Genomic DNA, 20,782 nt, shown 5'->3' with positions numbered 1-20,782 from the left:
ACTTCCTTTTAATAAATCAATATTAAATTACTCTGTCTCCGTAACGCTTGACGATTCAATTGCAGCTTTATTCTTAATCGCTTCCGCAGATTTTCCCACCACTACCCCAACTATAACACCTACAACCATTACACCAACCAATATCAGCGCGCTTACAAGGCATCCGATAGGCGTGCTTAAGCCCTTTAACTCTTCCGGCTTAATTTCATCTTTTTTCACTTCTTTCAGTTTCTCGTAGGCTATAACCAAAGCTCCCGTAAATAACTGCCCTAATAAAATACCCGGTATGGAACTTAAAAGTAAATATGTAATATCCATTGATTTTACAGGATCCGCATATGCCCCGCTTAAATAAGAGATAAGAAAAGCCGGCCCGCATACAACAATATAAAGAAGCAGGAAAATAGCAAACAGCTGCCATTTGTTATTCCTGGAAAGTTTTGCGGACATTTTTAAAGGGCTTACCTTAACATCTTCAAGCACTGCCACAGGAATGGCAAACATATATGTTATTATAAAAATTAATCCCGGAATTATAAGAAGCACGGTGCCGCCCATTGCAATAAGAATATAAAGTATGCCTGCCGCAAGGCTTCTAAAATACCTTTTAAATCCAACCTTGTAAGCTATTCCAAGCCCTGTCTTTTCACCCTTGTAAAGAGAAGAAAAAGCACTCACGGACGCATTCCATCCCGCAACAGCCAGCAGTGTTGCTGCTGCCATTGTCGCAAAAAACATAATTGCATAAACAGGATTTTCAGGATTTTTTGTCATAAGCCCCATCTGAAACATGTATCCAAAAATAGGAATTTCCATAATAATCATAATTGTGAAAAGCAGCGGAAAATTCTTAAAATATAATACTGCCGCCTCTTTAATCGTGCTAATAACCTTAATACCCTGTTCTTTTGCCATTTTATTCTCCCGTTTTCATAAAGTTTTTTCATCAAATAAACTATACCCTGATAGTAACTTTTAAAGAAAAAAGCGCGGGAAAACAGCTGCGTTTTCCCGCGCGAAAATTTAACCGCCCTTAATCTAAATCAACACTCTGAGAAACAGTATAACAGCCTTCCGTAGAACTCTGAAGCGCTCCAAGCCAATACTTATCATACTTAAGGCACTCTTCTTTTTTTATTTTAAAGTCCTGTGAATACCCCGCTGACAAGTCGCTTTCCAATACGTCTCCGGTTGTTTTATTTGTGATTTTAAACCCATAAATAGACGTGTTGTTGTTTACCGTGATGGTAATTTCATCCGCGGCTGTGGTTTTACTGCACGCTGACGCAAGCATTAAAGCAAAAACAAAAACCGATAAAAGCAAAAGCAACCTCTTCATTGTATTCCCTCCCATTATTTTTACATAGCATACCCTCATAACCATGTTTATTTTATTATAATAACATAAAAATAAAAAAGGATGCCACAATTTTTTGGCATCATTTTTATCCCCTCTCTATTTATAGGTTTTTTTCTAATGCACTATTAGTTACTGATATCCGGCCGACAGAAGAATTTGATATTGTCTTTGCCGTGAAAAAATGATAAATCATATTATTAAAATGCAATACCTGCAAGTGTATATGTCGATAACCTTGGCATTTCCGCAAGTCCATACATTATCATCTGCGTCCCAACAAGCGCCACAGGCCCAATTACATACCTTACATCTGCTGCAAGCACTACGCCACTATCATTGCCGAAACTTATAGGAGCCCCAAAATTCACATAAGCGCCCGCTCCTATACCTGCAATAGTCCTGTTATTCCAGGGAAGCCTGTAACTGAACCTTGCCATTACAGGAATATCATATCCCCAGCCGCCTATTACACCTGTTTTAACATCAAACCATGGGACAAAATGGTATGAAACCATTGCGCCATACCTGAAAAAATTTGAAAAATCGGAGGTATACATAAAGGTACTAAGGTTCATTCCCATCCCCCCAAAAACTTCAAACTTCACGGGATACAATACAAATTTACCTTCTCCAAAAACCTTTACATCCAGCTCTTCTATCTGCTTTTTTAATGCCGGAGTCGGCATAATGTCATAAGCCCTCTGAAAATATTCAACAGCCGTGTCGTAATCCTTCATTTCAAGATAAGCCGCCCCTATATACCTATAAGCATAGGCGTTTTCAGGGTTTAACCTTATTGCATTTTCAAAAGCCAGTATTGCCTTTTCATAATTACCGTTCTTTTGCAGATTGATTCCATATTTTACCCACTGCATATCCTTGCCGGCTGCAGATAAAAATGAAAAACCCAGAGTTAAGAGAAGCATAGTCAGTACGATTGTTTTTTTCACCTTTTATCCCGCCTATATTTTTTTCATAACTTCTTCATCGTAGAACTGCTTAATAATTTTAAAGTTTTCTTTGGTAAAAATAAATTCCGCTTTTTTCTCTTTGCCGCTGTTTGTTTCATCGGTCCCCATCAGGGTTACAGTAGCGCTGTCCGCTTTTGCAAGGTATGCCAGCTGTTTCAAAGTAAGCATGCACTCCACCTTTTCATTATGAATCTTTTCACTCATTCCATTAGTGCTGCTCATTGTCTGCACCTGATGTTCGGGGCTTGTCTTATACTTTAAAGGAAAACTCTTTCCGCTATTAACCGCTATCAGCACACCGTCTTTTTTTCTAATGCCAAAAATCGGGGCGCCCCCCAGTTCAACAAAAGCAATTTTAACCATTAACCCGGTATCCCTGTAACTGTATGCGATTTTTACCCCATAAAAATTTTTACTGCCATAAGTATATTTAATGATATTAAAAAAAGTATCGCCCTCTCCCGTCTTTTTCTCTAACTTGTTGTATTCAAGTTCCGCGGTTCTATAAATACCTTTCTTATCCCTCTTTACACTGTACATCGGGCCGCAACCGGCAAAAACAAAACACAACAAACATAAAAAAAGAAATATCTTTTTCACGTATTCCCTCCCGTAAGATTTACATGGCGTCCCTCAAAACCATATATGATTATTATAATAACATAAAAATAAAAAAGGATGCCACAATTTTTTGGCATCCATATTGTTTTTTTCCGTCCTATTTATGGCTATGGCTTATTTACTATTATCCCCCGACCAGCACCACTTTATCCCCAAAAGCAACCGGATGGAATCCGCATTTAATCCCGGCGTTATCTATCTTCATCTTTTTCCACTTTAATCCGTCTTCGCTTTCATATACATCTCCCTTTTGCGCTATGGCATCCGGATAATTGGCGCACACATCGCCTAATACATAAATCTTATTGTTCATGACAACCGCGCCGGCAATGTGCTGAAAACCAAAGTTAAGGTCTTTGTCAGCCAATGCCCAGTTTATTCCGTCATCGCTTACCCATAAAGGGTTGTCATATTTTTTATTTTTCTGCACCGCGGAAATTATATACATTTTTCCGTTAAACACAAAACTTGTATGTCCTATTCCCGTGCCTGCGGGTGCGTTTGCCGCTTTAACCCAGGCAGCCCCATTTAAGGACCAGTAAATATCGCCGGCTTCGCCTTTTGAATCAGCGCCGCCAATAACCCACATATTCCCTTTAAATGTCTGCAGCGTCATTCCCTGCCTCGGTGAAAAATCCGCACTATCTGAAGCCTGATACCACTGCGTCCCGTTACCTGAATACCAGACATCATTTTTATAACTGCCGTCATAACCGCCAATTATCCACAACGCATTATTAAACACAGTCATCGCGTGGCCTGTCCTTGGCGTAAATGCAGGAGTGTCCGTAACCAGCGAAAAATTAATGCCGTCAGCGGACGAATAAACATCTGCTGTCCTTAAGACGCCGTCAGTTCCGCCTGCCGCATATACAACCTCATTCATTACAGATACTGTCTGCAGATATCCGCTAAGGCCGGAAATTGCAACAAAACCCGAAGGAATAACAGACACTTCTACCGGCGTAGGAACAATAACAGCATTTTCGTTTACTATGGGAGATACGGTATTAAGTTTATCCGCGCATCCCTGGGATAAACCTGCCGCCATCAGTATGATAACTGGGATTACCAACAGCTTTTTCATTTTTTAGCCTTCCTCGTCGTTATATTCTTGCCTTCAACAAAATTATATCATAGAAATTGTTTTTTTATCCCATGTTTCTGTATTTTATACGGGAAAGTATAAAATACAGCAGCCTGTATGTCTATCTTTTTATTTTGTAAAAAGACCTATTTTTTCTTCTCTTGTCAGCGCTTTTATGGCCTTTTCCCTTGCCATAGCACTACCCACGTCGTACCCTGTTTCCAGATGCGCAAGTTTTACAGGCCGGTGAGCCCGTGTATATTGGGCGCCTTTCCCGCTGTTATGCGTCTTTATCCTGTGCTGAATATCCTTGGTAATCCCGGTGTAAAGCGTCCCATCCGCGCACTTAAGAATATACACAGACCAGACAGTCGGCCTTCCCAACACCGGCGGAATCAGGCTGATTTTTTTTCTTAATACCTGCGTGCAGTAATTCATCTTTTCAAAGCCCGGCTGAGTTCCGCCTATCCATATTATAAAATCCCCGTATGCTGATTCCCTTTCCCCTTTTATATTTATTATCTGCATTTGTTCAGAAGAGATAATAAATTTTACTGTTTTTTTCTGCCCCGGCGTAAGCTCTATTTTTTCAAACCCCGCAAGCTGTTTTATGGGCGCTGTTTTACCGGCACCGGGCGGCGCGATATAAACCTGTACAACTTCCGCGCCTTTTAACCTGCCGGTATTTTTTACCGTTACCGAAACCTTGTGATTTCCTGATGCCCGCTTAACTTTAAAATCCGAATATTTAAATTTTGTGTATGACAGCCCGTGTCCAAACGGGTATAACGGCTTGCCTTTAAAATATCTGTAGGTTCTGCCTTTCATATCATAGTTTTCAAAAGCCGGAAGCTGTTTTGCGTTTTTATAAACCGTGACAGGCAGTTTACCCGACGGGCTTACCGCGCCAAAAATAATATCCGCTATTGCCGCGCCGCCCGCCTGCCCCGGATACCACGCCTGCAGCACCGCATCCGCGCTGTCCGGGCTTAAAGATACGGCGCCGCCCGACAGCAGTACAACAATCACAGGTTTGCCTGTTTTTTTAATCTGTTTTATAAGCTGCTGCTGAACGCCGGGAAGCCCAAGATTTGACCTTTCAAACCCGTTTGTATCGCACTCTTCCCCTTCTATTTTCGGAGATAACCCAAGGCACAGTATTACCGCGTCTGCTTTTTCAGCGCATTTAACCGCTTCCGGAAAACCTTTTTTATCAGTTCCGGTTAATTCACACCCTTTTTTATAAATCACTTTAATACCTTTAAGTTCCGCAAAACCTTTAAGTGCTGTTTTCGGAGATGATGGAGTCCCGCTGTAATTGCCAAGCAAAACTTCCACATCATCCGCGTTAGGCCCTATGACAGCAACAGTTTTTATCTTCTTTTTATTAAGCGGAAGCACGCCGTTATTTGCAAGCAGCACTACCGAATCCTGCGCCGCTTTTAATGCCATAGCACGGTGTTTTTTGCAGTCAATTATATCCGCGGAAATATCTGTAAATGGCACCAGATCAGGCGCGTCAAACATTCCCAGTTTAAAGCGGGTTAAAAGCAGCCGTTTTAAATTACGGTTTATCCATTCCTCTTTTATCATATTCTGCGCGTCGGCTTTAATAACACCCTGTTTCGCGGACGTGCATATTTCATTGCAGCAGTTTAAGTCGCAGCCGTTTTCTATTGCCATTGACAGCGCCTGTTCAAGATTTTCCGCCAGTTTATGGAATTTATAAATATCATCTATGGCCTCACAGTCAGACACCACATGCCCTTTAAACCCCCATTTATCACGAAGCACATCAGTTAATAATATTTTACCCGCGCTGCACGCTTCCCCGTTTAACCTGTTATACGCGGCCATTACACTTTCCACAGCCGCTTCTTTTACAAGGGCTTCAAACGCCGGAAAATAAGTTTCATATAAATCCTTTAAAGAAACTGCGGCATTAAAGCCATGCCGCAGATTTTCCGGACCGCTATGCGCGGCAAAATGTTTTGCGCAGGCGGCAGTTTTTAAGTATTTTTTATCATTCCCCTGAAGCCCGCGCACAAACTGTACGCCAAGGCGCGCGGTTAAATACGGGCATTCGCCGTAAGTTTCCTGCCCGCGCCCCCATCTTGGGTCGCGGAAAATATTTATATTGGGCGACCAGAAGGTAAGGCCAAAATACTGCCCGCTTCCGTCTTCGGTTAATGCCTCATGATATTTCGCGCGCGCTTCATCAGAAATGGCGGACGCGATTGCATGCATCTGCTTTTTATCAAACATGGCAGCCAGCGCTATTGCCTGCGGGAATACCGTGGCAATACCCGCCCGCGCGACGCCGTGAAGGCATTCATTCCACCAGTTGTATCTTTTTATTCCCAAACGAGGAATAGCCGGCGATTCATGAAAAAGCTGGGATATTTTTTCCGCGCGCGTCATGCGTGATATTAAATCATCCGCCCGCTCTTCAAACGATAAATTATTATTCAGGTATTTTTCAGAAGCCATGCATCCGCCTTTTGGGTTTTATTTTGGATTAATAATAATATTATATGGGGGAATATTCAACAAAAAAAGCAGCTGGGCAGCTTGGCAGCTCAGCGGCTGGGCAAAGACGATAAAGACGCAGTTCTGCAAGAATGATAATAAAGCAGCTTGGCGGCTTGGCAAAGACGATAAGGACACAGTTCTACAAAAATAATAAAAGTGCAAATAAGATAAAGTATTTCTTTGGATTAACCTAGCTGCCGAGCCGCTTAGCCGCTTAGCCGCTTAGCCGCTTAGCCGCTTAGCCGCCTAGCCGCCTAGCCGCCTAGCCGCCTAGCCGCCTAGCTGCCTAGCTGCCTATCTGCCTAGCTGCCTAGCTGCCTAGCTGCCTAGCTGCAGTTCTTATGCCGTTTCCCTCTCCACAAGTTCTGCCTGATATACAACATTAACAGGGTCGGTGTTTTTTCCTGATATATTTTCAAACAAAACTTCCATTGCTTTTTCCCCCATACTGGAAGCCGGCTGCCTCATCGTTGTTAATTTCATTGTTTCCGCAAGGTCCGTGTCATCGTGGCCTATTATCGCGATTTTTTCAGGCACTTCAAAACCATTATCCTTTGCCTGTTCTAAAAGCCCGGACGCAAAGTAGTCGCCGTTGGCGCAGAATATAGCGTCCGGCCTGAAGTTCATTACATCCGTAAAAGCCGACAGCCCGTCTTCCCTGGAGTACAGGAACAAATCAAGAATTTCAAAACGCGATTCAGGTATACCGAAATCATAAAACGCTTTTCTGCACCCTTTAATCCTTTCATCCTGGGAATAACCATATCTTGGGTCGCCTGCGGTCACCACTATTCTGCGCCTGCCTTTTTTAATCAGGTATTCAGCGGCAGTATATCCGCTTTGAAAATCATCAACATTTATACAGTTAACACCGCCCATGATACCGCCGTCTATCATCACCAGCGGTACATCAAACCTATTATAAGCATCAATAAGCCCTGCATCGGGTTTTACATTTATTGTAATAACACCGTCAGCTTTTTTTTCTTCCGCGATATCCATCATAAGTGACTTTGCCACTTCATTCTGGTTTTTGGCAGTATATACAACAAGATTTTTTTCAGTTTCAATCAGGTACGATTCTATACTTCTTAATATATTCATTTCATATACGGAATAAATGGCGGGCTTTACCACCACAATATTGTTTGTCCCTTTTCCTTTTATATCAAGCCCGTTTTTTTTTGCTTCGTAATCCATAACTCCCCCTTTTTTTGTTTTCCTAATTAAATATAACAGATTTATTTCAATATATCAAATCAGGATAAACTTAGCAAATTAAGCTATAAGCAGTTAAGCATAAGCGATAGAAACGCATTAAACTAAAACTTAAAAATAACTCTAAACGCTTAACTTTTCCAGCGCGGTTTTAAAATCTTCCGGTAATGGGGCTGTAATTGATACCAACTGTTTATTCAGTTTAAATTCCATAAGCCCCGCGTGCAATAACTGCCTTTTGGGGGCATTATCCCCCAGCAGTTTCTCATCCGCTTCTAAATTACCGTATGTCTTATCCCCTATTATCGGGTGTTTTATAAACTGCATGTGCGCCCTTATCTGGTGGGTGCGCCCTGTCTTAATTATCACTTTCAGCAGTGTCGCGCCTTTATAATACCCTTTTGGCTCATAAACAGTGGCCGCGCTTTTGCCGCCGGTTTCCACCGCTTTCCTGCATTTTGCGCCGTTGCCGCCGTTTGAAATTTCAAGTTCAATATTGCCTTTGCCCGCAACCCTGCCGTGTACAAGGCAGGTATATTCTTTATATACGTTCCTGTCTTTAATAAGTTCCGCAAGCTCTGCCGCTTTTTTTTTATCAAAAGCCAGAAGCACTATGCCCGTGGTATCCCTGTCAAGGCGGTTAATGGCATGGACTGTGTCCCCCCTTTTCATATTGGCGGCGGCATTTACAAGGGTGTCCTGTTCGCCGTATCCGGTGGGATGAACTATCATTCCCGCGGGTTTATTTACCGCTATAAAATTATCACCTTCATAAACCACTTCAAGCTCTTTTTCAAACGGGTTAATTTCTATACCGGTTTTTACCAGAAAATCAAACTGCACATCATCGCCGCACCTTACAAGCCGGTGGTATTTTGACTGAATCTCCCCGTTTACAAATACCCTGCCGCTGTCAATCATGGCGCGCGCCCTGTTTCTGGTTACAGGGACGGCGTCTTTAAGGTAAATATCCAGCCGTTTCTCGCCGCCGGAAGATACTTTAATAAGACGGGTCTCTGTTTTTGTATTATTTATCCTTTCACTTTTCAATTATCATCCGCCCGTTAACAGCCGCTTCTGCCACTCTTTGGCGCCTATATTTTTTTCCACAAACAGTTTTTCCCCTGTTTCAGGATTTTTTTCCGTGTAATACATTGCAGTGGCCATTGTGGAAGGCGTGGGGGTAAATATCTGAACCTGTTCCGCCTTTGTCCCCAGGACATCCTTTACAAAAGACGCCACCCTTTTCATTTCTGTCTCACCGCACCCGGGATACGCCGCTATAAAGTAATATGTTAAATGCTGATTAAGTCCGTTCTTACTGCCTGCTTTTTCAAATTCCGCCTTGAATTTTATAAGGTCACGGCTGCCGGGCTTATTCATAAGTTTAAGTATTCTTTCATCCGAATGTTCCGGCGCCACCTTAAGCTGGCCGGAAACATGGTGCGCGGTTACTTCTTCAAGGTATTCCATGCCGAATTCCCTGTCCCTGAATATCAAATCGTAGCGGATGCCGGACGCCACAAAGACTTTCTTAATACCTTTTATTTCCCTTATTTTTCTTAACAGCGCTGTCTGCCTTTTATGGGAAATTTTAAATTCCCCGTTTTCATTCATGCCGTACATATTGGCAGTGGGCCCGCCAAGGTCGGTAATGTACCCCTTAAAATCGGGCAGCGCCGCAATTTCCCGCGCCTCGTTAAGAATGGACTCTTCGCTTCTGTCTATTATCTTAGTCCCCTGAAGTAATGAAATAGCACAGAAACTGCAGTTGCCAAAACATCCCCTGTGCGTGGTGATGGAAAATCTGATAGTTTCAAGGGCGCGTATTACACCCTTGTTTTTATATATAGGATGCGCGTCCCTTTCATAACTAAGTCCGTAGATTTCATCCAAATCATAAGTATCATAAACCTGCGGCGGGTTCTGAACCAGGTACCTTGTGTCCTGCTTTTGAACAAGCCCTTTGGGATTTGCAAGCTGGCCGTTTTTATGAAAAGACATAAACATTTCAAGAAATTTTTCCTTGTCTGCCTTGGCTTCTTCAAATGACGGGATTGTTAAATAGCCGTCAGGAATTGCCGTTGATATGTAACACAACCCGCGCAGTTCTGCCGGATTTTCCCCGTTTTTTATTGCTTCTGCCAGTTTTAAAGAGGTCTTTTCGCCCATGCCGTAAACAATGTAATCTGCCTTGGCATCAAAAAGTATGGAACGCTTGATATTATCTTTTACATAATCATAATGCGCTATGCGCCTTAAGCTTGCCTCTATACCGCCCAGTACTATCGGCTTTGTCTGTTTAAAATATTTTCTTATAAGGTTGCAATAAACTATAGACGCGTTGTCAGGCCTTTTGTTATTAACCCCGCCCGGCGTAAAGTCGTCCATCTTTCTTCTTTTTAAGGACGCGGTAAAATTGGACACCATTGAATCCACGCTTCCGCCTGTGACGCCCCAGTATATGGCGGGTTCCCCAAGCGCGGTTATGTCCGCATCGCTCTGGTAATCGGGCTGGGCAATCACGCCCACTTTATAACCGTGCGCTGAAAGATAATTTCCTATTACAGCCACACCCATATAAGCGCTGTCAATATACGCGTCGCCTGTCACAAGTATAATGTCGCACTGCTTCCAGCCAAGCTTCTGCATCTCTTCTTTTGTTACAGGAAGGAACATAATTCTCCTTTAATATTTATATTATTGTGATTGCAAGGATTTCCTATTTAATTCTATACCAGTACTTATACGTCTCTTTAAATCCCAGTGAAGAATACAGGGCCAACGCCGGCTTATTTGTTTCAATCACCTGAAGATACGCGTTCTGCGCGCCGTTTTTTCTGCCAAATTCAAGCAGATTTAACATCAACTGCCTTCCATAACCTTTCTGCCTGTACTTTTCCGTGACAGCCAGGTCAAAAATACCGGTAAACCCGTCTTCTACCGCAGCATAACCCACTGCAACGGTCTCGCCTTTTACGCTGATGCGCATGAATGCTTTTTCCGGTATTGTCTCTGCCGCAAGGGTTTGAACAGTTTTCATAAACTTAATATCATACCCCATCATTTTCAGATACGCTTCAACCCACTTATCGTCAGGCACCACCATTTCTTCTGCCTGAATATCCGGGCTTATCCCTGCTATTTCCGCTATTTGAACTGAAACAGAATCAGACTCTTTAAACCCCTGTTCGGCAAGAAGCTGATCAAGGCCCAAAGGGAAAGCAAGGTCTGTCATTTTAAAAATTAAAGGGATATTTTCCCTTTGATAGGACTGCTCGCAATATTTAATTTTACTTAAGGTTTCTATGTTTGAATGGTAAATAGGGTTAACCGAATTGGCACGCCTTGTATAACCTCCGGAAAACCGCAGAAGCCAGCCGTCGTACATTGTCTCTTTTAACGCCGGCATTGCGTTAAATGAAAGTTCCTCTATTTTCTGTATAAGGCCGTGTGCGTTTGACATGTACTAATTCTACCATATATTTGACAACAAGTATCAGCGGCTCTTTTTTTTAATCAAAAAGCAGACTACACGGGACGCGCAGGAGCACGTCCCCTACGAAAGCAAAAGATTTTGTAGGGATTTTCAGGCATTTTCTCTTCATACCAAACCACTTCAGTAATTGACTTCCACTTTTACTTCTTTAGCTTCGCGAGAAGCAATAATATTCCCTTTAACCTCAATACCATTAACCCTTACAGAGAAAGTTCCGGTCTTTTTATAACTGATATTATACTCGCATCCCCTGAAATTTCTTTTCACAGAAAATTCCATCCACGAAACCGGAACACACAGCGATATTATAAACCCGGATAACACCGGCATTGTGCCAAGGATATACTGCGTGGCCGCCACATGCATCCGGCTTGCAGTGCCGGCAAGCCAGGAATTACCGCCTTTCCCTTTATTATGCGCGTCTTCAGACGCTATTGTCTGGCGAAGATATAAGGAGTGTGATTAGAGATTAGATGAAACTTCAGCCCATAACCCCAAAATAGAACAATGACAAATTATGACCGCCTTGCCATCAGAATTTCTTCGTATTTGCAAAGGTATTGCATCAACGCTATTAGACTATCGCCTTAACGATGGATTATGGAACCCCTTAAGACATATACTCTTCCAGGATTTTGGCGTGTTTTTGTGTTTCGTACAAAATCACGCCAAGTAATTTCTTCATATCCGGAATGTCGCTTTCAAACGCTTCAAAAGCTTTTGATTCAAGCAGAGTTTTTTCAATTAATGCCGCATATTCCAACGCCGATTCAGAATTATATCCCCCGGCATTTGCCTTTCTTATCTCTTTTTCAATCCTTTCGCGCAAATTCTGAAGGTTAATCCTGCTAAACCTGTCTGTTTTTAACCTTACGTCATTGTCTTTTAACAAATCACCAATAGCTCTTACCATATGCGCGTGCATTTTCTCTTCTTCGGTAAGCTTATTCCAAAGGCCGGCGTCCTTAGGGAATTTATAGGCAAATACAGAATACAATTCCATTATTTTCTCTTCATTGACTGCCATTGCTTCCACAATTTGCCTGGTTTCATTATCCATTATACCCTCCCGGAAATTACAAAACACATTACTTTTTAAATCTAACTCTTTCCAGTTCATATACCAAGTATACGTTAGTTTTATCAATTTATAGGCCTGTTTTCATTGATTTATATCCCCTATCCAAAACCCCAATATTAAACCGGATGAAAACTGCGATTAATGCCTGATTTTCTTCGGCAGGGTTTAATCCCCTTTTGCCCTTACTATTTTCTAACCCACATGATAAAATGCATAAAAATTTTAAGGAGACCCGGCATGAAAAAAATATCAGCAGTTATAATTTCAATTATCATTACACTATTCACCGGCTGCGGCAAACCTGACGTTTGGAATTACGTGGGAGAACCTAATTTTACCCCCGGCGGTATGGATAAGATTTCGCTTTTTGCCTATGATGGCACGCTTTACATTGCCTTTGATGATGTTCCCGCGGATGACAGAGCAAGTGTTATGAAATTTAACGGCAGTTCCTGGGAACATGTCGGCGTGCGTAATTTCTCTGATAATTTAGCGTCTTATATTTCGCTGTTTGTCAGCAAAGGCATTCCTTATACTGCATATATAGATACAGCCCTGACGGAGCAAAGGGCTTACCTGACACAGAAAGTAATGGCATTTAACGGCACCGAATGGGCGGATGTGGGAATGCCGGAAGAAATATCAACCGTTGAAAACACATCATTCTACGTTGAAGACGGCACCCCTTACCTGCTTTCACGCACAATGGGCGTGCTTAAATTCAACGGCAGCAGTTGGGAGACCGTGGGCACGGAGGTTTTCTCCTCCGACAATACAGACTTTGTATCCATGTGCGTGTCAGACAGCGTGCCATACGTGATATATTCCGATACAAATAAAACTAAAAAAGCCGTAGTAAAGAAAATGGAAAACGGCAGATGGGTTAAACTTGGAGACGGAGAATTATCTAAAGGCGAAGTCTGCGCGACTTCAATTACCATAGACAAAGGCATACTTTACGCCGCCTTTGTTGACAAGGGCGATTCCGGCAACGCCTGCGTAATGAAATATGAAAATAACAAGTGGAGCCACGTGGGCAAGCCGGGTTTTTCAAAAGGCCAGGCATACTACACAACCCTGTCAGCGCAGGACGGCGCTTTATACCTTTCGTACACAGACACAAAACTTGACCCTGTAGTTTTGAAATTCAGCAAAGGAAAATGGGTAAACGCAGGCACAGGCCTTCCAAAAGGCCAGTTAACATTCCAGACAATATTCGCGGATAAAGGTATTATATACACCGCATTCTGTAAAAACAGCACAGACGACCAAAACAATTACCAGCCAAAAGCAAGTGTAATGGCGTTATCCCCTACAAAATAGCCGGTTATACATTATTTTCATAGTTGATTGTTTTACCGACATTAAAAACATTTGGTCCAAAAAAACAGTTGCGGTTATTATCTTCCTGCGCGGGTTACTATTACTTTGCCGTACGCGGAGGCTATCTGCGCAAGTTTTTTGTACTCTGCCCCGCCTTTTGCAAGAGAGCACCCGGTCTTGATTATAACCGCGTCCTTTTCCACAAAAAACGGAAACGCCCTGCAGCTTGACGACCTGCTGTCATACATAAGGCACATGCGGGTATGCGGGTCAAACTGGCGGCAGAACGTTTTGCTTTCAATACTGTACATGCCCTTTGCGGCGGTTTTAATACCCAGCCCTTTATACTCCTGCGGCGTTATCTCACCGCCGTATATCTTTTTAAGCTCTTTTAAATTCACCTGTAGAGACACATTGCCCATATCACAGCAGGTTTTTTCGCATTTTGTAATGCAGAAATTACCAAAACATTCCTGTTTCCACTTCTCAAATTCCGCGTCAAATCCCATTATGTTTTACCGCCATGGTTTGTTTGTAAAATCACTTAAACACTTCGTATTAAAGTCACTACGAAAATAAATAATAAAAGCAATACAGGAGCAAGAGAAATACCAATTGTAATGATAAAAGCTATTTTTAGCCATAGAACAAAATCATTAAAATTATCTTTAAAATATGTAATTACTATTATCGGTACTCCTATTTGCAGAATGAAAACTATAACCGATAAAAAGAATAACAATCCAAAATCCATATGATGCAATCTTAACACCAACATAATTATTGCCATCATCAAAGGAATCGGCAAAAACAAAATCATCATATGTTTATTCATTTATTACTCCTGGTATTTACTTACAAATCTAACCGAATATGCATAACGCGACATATAATAGACTTTATCGTTTATTCTGATAGGTTTATCCTCTAAGTATTCTTCTGATTTTTGATATTCCTTCTCGTCATTTATATAAATTAAAACACCCTGTACATACAAAGGCTTTTTCTTTTTGTCAAGAATATCAATTTTCGTTTCATACTTCGGCAAAGTATCGTCTTTAATTATTCTGGTATCAAAATAAACTTTAAATGCAGGATACGAATTCATTCTTTTATTAGTATCAAAATAAACTATACCGTATTTCCTGACAAGATTACACATTTCTATCACGGGGATTTTAAACCTATTTTTATCACCGTCATAACCGCGAATTCTTAAAATATAGTAATCGTAATCCTCTGCTATCTGAAACCTAATCATCCAGCCATCAATATCATCTAACATATAAGTTCCATCGTTTCTGCCAAATAATCCAAAACTAATATTTCTATACTTTTTTAGCGTCTTATCACCGGCAAGATCATTAACATATTTACCAAAGTCTAAACTATTCGTCTTATCGTATTTCTTGATTATTTTTTTATAACGGGACTTAGCCGAGTAATTGTATGTTTTTCTAATAAGCATATCACCCATTATTACCGAAAGAATAATTAATAATGTTACATACATTGCAATTATAACTTTTGCCGAGTATATCCTTTGAATTAATCTCATATTATCCTTTAAACTAATTAGATTTTAACTGCATATGATTCAGCGCCGTATAATGTTAATATGCTTTCCCGGATATCTCTTTCGAAAAGGGCGACTCTATAGGCAAAACATCATCTGTGATTTCAGTCAAAACAAAATAATACTTCTTTCCCGGAATTAAGTCCTCTACCGTATAACTGCATTTATCAATAAATTTCTCGTTTGCTTTACTATAACCACGCCCCTTAACTTCACTAAAATAGACACAATACTTTTTGTTTTCGTTACAATTCCACTCAAGCGAGACCACGCCCTGTTTCTTATTGCCACTTTTGCTGCTTTTTTTGTTATTATTCACGGTTTTAAAACCATATGTGTCTTTGCTTCTTTTTTCAGGAAACGTAAACATCACTTTTTGGGATGAAGTAACAAATGCACTTGCATTTTCAGGAATGGATTTTTTATCAGCTAAAAATTCCAAACTTTCTATCTGATACCATGGTTCGGCATCATAATCAACATTTACTCTTACTACGCCTTTCAACTTTTCTTGCTTATACCTAAAATACACGCTTGCATATTCATCGTTAACAATATACTTCTCAGCCATGAAATACTTGTATTTTCCATATTTAACAATTCTCTGTTCTATAACACGTTCTATTTCTTCAGATTTTCTCTGTTCCATTGCCGGCTTTGTACATTGATTAAAAAACAGGCACTTAACCAGTTTTTCACCGATATCACGCAAGTATTCCGGATCCTTTTTACTTTCATTAGCGGCCGAAATCAATACAGCGCTAAAAAAGATGATTATTAATGTGATTGTAAAATTTAATAACCTTGTTTTTCTCATATTTTCCCTTTTGTTTATTTAACTATCATATTTTTTATTTAATCTAAAAATATAACATCAAACCCGCATTTGACAAAACCCGGTTATAATCCAAGCTCCGGTATCGGTATCTTAATAAAAACAGCATCATTTTTCAACAGGTTCGTTTCCCCTTCAAAGCTTAGCCTAGTAACCACTTTTGCCGATTTAATCCCTTTAAAATCCTTAAGTTCCTCCCGAATTTTATCATCAATCAGTTTATATTCACGGGATTCAAGGACTGCATTTTCATCTGCCACGCCTTTATCATCAATGTAATAGACCTCAACAAGGGTTTTACCATAATTCAGCGATGATATTTTCAGGGGATAATATGGTTTTTCGGGGCTGAACGTAAACATCAACGGTGTGCCAATACCCGTGCTCATTTTCTGCAAATCTTCCACCAAATCACCGTATTTTTTTAGATCAGTTTTGCTCTTTGCGCCTTCCAAAACATCTTCCGAACGGGCCCAGCCATTAAATATTTTACCCGTATAAAAGCCCATGGCCTGCAGTTTGCCTGAAATAGAAGATTTCCGGGAATTACGCCGCCCATTGTATAATGTCCTGTTCATGTCTTCGCATTGCCCTGCAGTATCACCAAGCGAAGCAAGAACTACAGCCCTGTATTCTTCAAGCTTTTTTAATGTTTCTTCAACCAGCTTCCCGTCATACTCTGATGTCTTTTTTTTCTTTAATTCCCTGTAATATCCCATCACTTTATCCGCTTCATCTTTTGTCAGTAAAGCTTCACGGGCGATTTTTCTAAACGAATTAAAATAACCGCGGGTTATTGACTGCAACATACGTTCCGGCTGCACCCATGTCCTCCAATCCCCTTCATTATCAATATCCTCATGCAGCATGGCAATTGGCTTTCCGTCTTTTAGTACCAGCATTGTAATTTCGGGCGTATAGTCCTTATTATCCAAATTCATTAACTGAAAGAATTTGTTTTTATCCTGAAAATTAAATTCCGGCCTTACAAGAAACCTTGCCTGTACCTGCAGCCCGTTTCCCAAATCCCGTGTTTGTATTACAGGCAGTCCAAGAGGGTTGTTTTTGCCGTTGATATGATATGCCAGCGCGGCCCTTATCTCTGAATCCTGCCAGTATCTTGTCAGCCCTTCATTTGGCGTTTCAGGATTTGGAGGGTATTCTCCGATTCTCTTTTCTATTCCAAGAACAGCAAGTCTTTTATTTACCTCTTCGCAGAGTTTTATGTATTCCGACTCCATTTTATTATATTCAAGATTCAGGGTTTCTATTGCCTTCAAATGACGGTTCTTAAGGTCTATTTTATTTATGACAAAATAACACTTACCCCTGCTTATATACTCTTCCACTATGTCAGCAGCTTTATGCGGGAAATTAAAATTCTGTTTTTTCAGAAATTCTATCTGTTCTTCGGTTGCTTTGTCCCCGTCTATTGAATACCCCGCCCCGCTTACATGCCAGTTTTCATCAGGTACTTTATAGCCGCTTTTTTTAAGCCACTTAAAAAGGTCAGCCGCGCTTGTCGCCTTTAAAATTGTTATGTCATATATGCCTATAGCGACAGAGTATACAACTTCGGCACCCCCAGCCAGCATAGCCCTGCTTCCCTGCGGCTTCGGTTTTTCAAAAAGTTTGGTCAATGATTCAAAAATTTTTATGTCTCCGGGCTTTACAACCGGAACTGTTGAAGACAAAATCGGCACTATCCAGACTACATTTTCAATATCATCAGACGCAACAGCTGATGACAATAACATAGTTTCTGTTTTGCCGTCCCAGGAGATTACCGCCTTTTGCTCCGGTTCCGTCAGATGAATCGTTGAATCAGCTATATGAAATCCATCAGCAATAACAGGTGTATAACCTGCGTTAATACTCATGACCAAAAATAAAAAAACAAACTTGTGCATGAAAGAAAGCCTGCATTTTGTATTCATTTCCGTCCCCTTTCAAATTAACGTGATAAGGGTTAATTTGCACCCGCTTTTCTTTCCTTCAACGAAAACCACTGCTCTGAAACATTCCTGTTTCCCTTTTTCAAATTCCGCGTCAAATCCCATTATGTTTTTACCGCCATGGTTAGTTATCTGATAATTTTTACAATCCGCCTGTGTACTTCATTACAGTTGATTTGGAGGAGTTGGCTCCATCCCTGTATCCCAGATAAAGCGTTCCGTTATACACGTCAAGCGAAACAAAATTCGCCTGGCTTGATGATACTGCCCCGCCGCCAACTGTTTCCCACACAGAGCCGTTATATCTTTTTACCCATGCCTGATAACCGCCTAAAGACTGCGTGAATGCCACATATGGCATATTGTTATAAACCCACAACGACGTATACGGAGAATAACCTTCCGATATAGCTTCTGTGCCTAATTTTCCCCATAAACTGCCGTTAAGCTTCATTACAGTTATCTCATCGGTATTGTCCTGATAAGAAACATACGGAATTCCATTATCAACAAAAAGCGAAGTGTGCGTTACAGAATCTCCTGAAAAGCCGGCATTACCGGCATATTCCCATCCTGTCCCGTTAAATTTCATTACCGATGCCTTTTGACCGCTGTTTCCGTCAGAAAAAGACAGATACGGCGTACCATCATATACAAATAACGAAGAATTAGTGGCAGTGCCCGATGTGAAAGACGCGCTGCCTACATTTACCCATGCCGCGCCATTATACTTCATAACCGTTGCCTTGTTCCCTAAAGCAAAAACATTTACGAATGTCACATAAGGAGTGCCGCCGCTTATAAACATTGATACATACAACGCCGTGCCCGGCGAGAACCCTGCAGTACCCACAACAGACCATACTCCGCCCGAGTATTTCATAACCGTTGCCTTTGAACTGTTCCCGGCGTCCTGATAAGCCACATATGGTTCTCCATTATAAATATCTAATGAAATGTACTCGGTACTGCCTGCAGAGAATCCCGCAGTGCCGACAACATCCCATGAACTGCCGGTAAATTTCATTACTGTTGCCCTGCTGCCGTTAGCAATATCGCTGAATGCAATAAACGGCACACCCTGATAAACGCAAAGCGAAGTGTTATCCGCCTGCCCTTCAGAAAAACCGGCGGTCCAAACAGCCTCCCAGACCCCTGTTGCGGTGGGTGTGGGTGCGGGTGCAGATACGGATGACGGATTCTGCGCGCTTTTACAGCCGATTACAGCCATCATGGAAATAACAAACATACAAATCAAAATTTTTTTCATAATTTCTCCTTTTATATGTTTATATAAAATTAAACTTTAAAAAACATATGACAAACAACAACTCAACTACCGCGGGCTGAAGACCCGCGTCTACCACACCTAAATACTAAACATCAAAAGACGAGACGCAACATGTTGCGCCTCTACATTAGAAGACAAAACAAATTAAAACGCGTAGACGGGATAGACCTTTTTCTGGCCTTTTACAAGCTTTGTTGTTATTATTTCTTCCCTGTCTGTGTGTAATTTATCGCCTGGGGCTGCTTTTAATGTAACCTTTATTTCATGCTGGCCCGGGGCAAGCTTTATCCTTACAAGGTGGAACCTGGAAGGAATTGTCCTCCAGCACCTTGTGTCTGCCCTTTCTTCGCCTACAAACAACGAACCAAGCGGAATGTTTTTCATTATTGTTTTTGCCACGCCCCTGCCAACACCTTTTAACATCATGATACCGTTTTTCGTCTCCAGATTCTTATACGATATTGCTGCCTGGTCCTGTACAAGCTGCACGGGGCACACTGTTTCTTTGCACTTAACCTCTACATCTTCCAGCCAGCTGTCCCTCTTCTGATATTTGGGAAGGGCTATGCCTGTCAGGAAATTCTTGTCTTCCACCTTATACGCGGGAAGGCCGTCATATATCACAAGCAGCACTTCTGAATTGCCTGCAAGCTGCTCTTTTTTTGTATAATCCAGCGCGCCCCATTTACTTTTATAATATTCCACGTCATCTTCAAACCTGTTGGCTTCCGCCATTGAAACCGCGCTTGCCTTCATAATTTCCGGAACGCTTACGCCGTAAATACTTTCATACTTTTCGCACGCCGCGGCCGCAAGTTTGTAATCAATATACGCTTCATTATAATAACCCGATGCTTCGTAGCAGAATCCTGCCAGATAGCGCGCAAGCGGGTCTTCTGTGTATATCGCCTTGTCCCCGTATTCCGCTTCAAAGTATTTCAATTTATTATTTACCTTTCTTGATTCTATAACACCTTTTTCATACTGCCCCTGATACATGTAATTAAGCATGGCCACTATGCTTAACATAACGCTTTCAAAATCTTCTCCCCTGTATTTTATGTTCAGGTCACTTGACAAAAATGCCGCAGTTTCGTCCAGCACACTTTTGGTGTAAAGTTTATCTACCAGTTCATCCGCTTTTGACATAAGGCTGCAGCTTTCTTCATACTCTTTCAATACCTGTAATACCGCGCCTTTATCCATATAATATAGGATCTCATTCTTTTCGGAATAAACATTTTCCTTGGGTTTTAACTTTTCCGCTTCAATTAAATCCACAGCCGCCTGATAATTGCCCGCCGTAAGCGCCTCGTCAAGCTGTTTGTGAAACGGCTTGCCGCATCCTGCCAGGAACATAAGAACCAATAAGACCGAACCCAACACTAACATTTTTCTCTTCATACAACCTCCCGTTATTTCGGCACAATGCC

General features: G+C 41.4%; 21 protein-coding genes. 2 read left to right on the top strand and 19 right to left on the bottom strand.

Annotation, left to right across the window (positions count from 1 at the left end; all coding sequences use genetic code 11):
• Positions 1 to 27 precede the first annotated feature (27 nt).
• From CVV21_03705 to CVV21_03680, 6 genes are all read right to left on the bottom strand, one after another.
• Positions 28 to 915, bottom strand: a complete 888-nt coding sequence (locus CVV21_03705) for a hypothetical protein (protein PKL92426.1) — start codon at positions 913 to 915, stop codon at positions 28 to 30.
• A gap of 118 nt (positions 916 to 1,033) precedes the next feature.
• The gene (locus tag CVV21_03700; protein ID PKL92425.1) at positions 1,034 to 1,339 is read right to left on the bottom strand and encodes a hypothetical protein; all 306 of its coding nucleotides are present in this window, start codon (positions 1,337 to 1,339) and stop codon (positions 1,034 to 1,036) included.
• A gap of 218 nt (positions 1,340 to 1,557) precedes the next feature.
• Entirely contained in the window at positions 1,558 to 2,310 is a 753-nt protein-coding gene (locus tag CVV21_03695) for a hypothetical protein (GenBank protein ID PKL92424.1), read from the bottom strand.
• A gap of 12 nt (positions 2,311 to 2,322) precedes the next feature.
• Positions 2,323 to 2,931, bottom strand: coding sequence for a hypothetical protein (locus tag CVV21_03690; GenBank protein PKL92423.1), 609 nt, complete (start codon positions 2,929 to 2,931; stop codon positions 2,323 to 2,325).
• Between the two features lie 145 nt (positions 2,932 to 3,076).
• On the bottom strand, positions 3,077 to 4,039 hold the full coding sequence (locus CVV21_03685; protein ID PKL92422.1) for a hypothetical protein: 963 nt from the start codon (positions 4,037 to 4,039) through the stop codon (positions 3,077 to 3,079).
• 129 nt (positions 4,040 to 4,168) lie between these two features.
• Positions 4,169 to 6,529 carry a glycosyl hydrolase gene (locus CVV21_03680; protein ID PKL92421.1) on the bottom strand — a complete coding sequence of 787 codons (2,361 nt, stop codon included), beginning with the start codon at positions 6,527 to 6,529 and terminating at the stop codon, positions 4,169 to 4,171.
• Here CVV21_03680 and CVV21_03675 point away from each other — a divergent pair.
• Entirely contained in the window at positions 6,528 to 6,722 is a 195-nt protein-coding gene (locus CVV21_03675) for a hypothetical protein (GenBank protein ID PKL92420.1), read from the top strand. The two genes, CVV21_03680 and CVV21_03675, sit on opposite strands and share 2 nt — an antisense overlap.
• 188 nt (positions 6,723 to 6,910) lie before the next feature.
• Here CVV21_03675 and CVV21_03670 read toward each other — a convergent pair whose 3' ends face one another.
• The 6 genes from CVV21_03670 to CVV21_03645 form a co-directional block, all read right to left on the bottom strand.
• On the bottom strand, positions 6,911 to 7,771 hold the full coding sequence (locus CVV21_03670) for a hypothetical protein (GenBank protein PKL92419.1): 861 nt from the start codon (positions 7,769 to 7,771) through the stop codon (positions 6,911 to 6,913).
• Positions 7,772 to 7,912: 141 nt separating this feature from the next.
• Entirely contained in the window at positions 7,913 to 8,839 is a 927-nt protein-coding gene (locus tag CVV21_03665; GenBank protein ID PKL92418.1) for a hypothetical protein, read from the bottom strand.
• 3 nt (positions 8,840 to 8,842) lie between these two features.
• Complete coding sequence (locus CVV21_03660; protein PKL92417.1) at positions 8,843 to 10,468, bottom strand: YgiQ family radical SAM protein; 1,626 nt, start codon at positions 10,466 to 10,468, stop codon at positions 8,843 to 8,845.
• A 43-nt stretch (positions 10,469 to 10,511) separates the two neighbouring features.
• A complete protein-coding gene (locus CVV21_03655; protein PKL92416.1) occupies positions 10,512 to 11,255 on the bottom strand; it encodes a GNAT family N-acetyltransferase in 744 nt (247 codons plus the stop codon).
• A 153-nt stretch (positions 11,256 to 11,408) separates the two neighbouring features.
• Positions 11,409 to 11,654, bottom strand: a complete 246-nt coding sequence (locus CVV21_03650; protein PKL92415.1) for a hypothetical protein — start codon at positions 11,652 to 11,654, stop codon at positions 11,409 to 11,411.
• A 244-nt stretch (positions 11,655 to 11,898) separates the two neighbouring features.
• The gene (locus tag CVV21_03645) at positions 11,899 to 12,348 is read right to left on the bottom strand and encodes a hypothetical protein (GenBank protein ID PKL92414.1); all 450 of its coding nucleotides are present in this window, start codon (positions 12,346 to 12,348) and stop codon (positions 11,899 to 11,901) included.
• A 258-nt stretch (positions 12,349 to 12,606) separates the two neighbouring features.
• On the opposite strand from CVV21_03645, the gene CVV21_03640 reads away from it, so the two are divergent.
• Complete coding sequence (locus CVV21_03640; protein ID PKL92413.1) at positions 12,607 to 13,692, top strand: hypothetical protein; 1,086 nt, start codon at positions 12,607 to 12,609, stop codon at positions 13,690 to 13,692.
• 77 nt (positions 13,693 to 13,769) lie between these two features.
• On the opposite strand, the gene CVV21_03635 is transcribed toward CVV21_03640, so the two are convergent.
• The 7 genes from CVV21_03635 to CVV21_03605 all read right to left on the bottom strand — a co-directional run bounded on the left by CVV21_03635 (position 13,770) and on the right by CVV21_03605 (position 20,753).
• Positions 13,770 to 14,201, bottom strand: coding sequence for a hypothetical protein (locus tag CVV21_03635; protein ID PKL92412.1), 432 nt, complete (start codon positions 14,199 to 14,201; stop codon positions 13,770 to 13,772).
• A gap of 35 nt (positions 14,202 to 14,236) precedes the next feature.
• Complete coding sequence (locus CVV21_03630; protein PKL92411.1) at positions 14,237 to 14,527, bottom strand: hypothetical protein; 291 nt, start codon at positions 14,525 to 14,527, stop codon at positions 14,237 to 14,239.
• Positions 14,528 to 14,530: 3 nt separating this feature from the next.
• Complete coding sequence (locus CVV21_03625; GenBank protein ID PKL92410.1) at positions 14,531 to 15,250, bottom strand: hypothetical protein; 720 nt, start codon at positions 15,248 to 15,250, stop codon at positions 14,531 to 14,533.
• Between the two features lie 55 nt (positions 15,251 to 15,305).
• Entirely contained in the window at positions 15,306 to 16,085 is a 780-nt protein-coding gene (locus tag CVV21_03620; protein PKL92409.1) for a hypothetical protein, read from the bottom strand.
• A gap of 83 nt (positions 16,086 to 16,168) precedes the next feature.
• A complete protein-coding gene (locus CVV21_03615) occupies positions 16,169 to 18,040 on the bottom strand; it encodes a hypothetical protein (protein ID PKL92408.1) in 1,872 nt (623 codons plus the stop codon).
• 160 nt (positions 18,041 to 18,200) lie between these two features.
• Positions 18,201 to 19,328 carry a hypothetical protein gene (locus tag CVV21_03610; protein ID PKL92407.1) on the bottom strand — a complete coding sequence of 376 codons (1,128 nt, stop codon included), beginning with the start codon at positions 19,326 to 19,328 and terminating at the stop codon, positions 18,201 to 18,203.
• Between the two features lie 165 nt (positions 19,329 to 19,493).
• Positions 19,494 to 20,753: a hypothetical protein gene (locus CVV21_03605; protein ID PKL92406.1), complete on the bottom strand. Its 1,260-nt coding sequence runs from the start codon at positions 20,751 to 20,753 to the stop codon at positions 19,494 to 19,496.
• Positions 20,754 to 20,782: the final 29 nt, after the last annotated feature.

The sequence above is a fragment of the Candidatus Goldiibacteriota bacterium HGW-Goldbacteria-1 genome (assembly GCA_002839855.1).
Taxonomy (GTDB): Bacteria; Oederibacteriota; PGYV01; order PGYV01; family PGYV01; genus PGYV01.
Note: the sequence above shows the minus strand (reverse complement) of the source record. Positions and strands in the feature narration are given on the sequence as shown.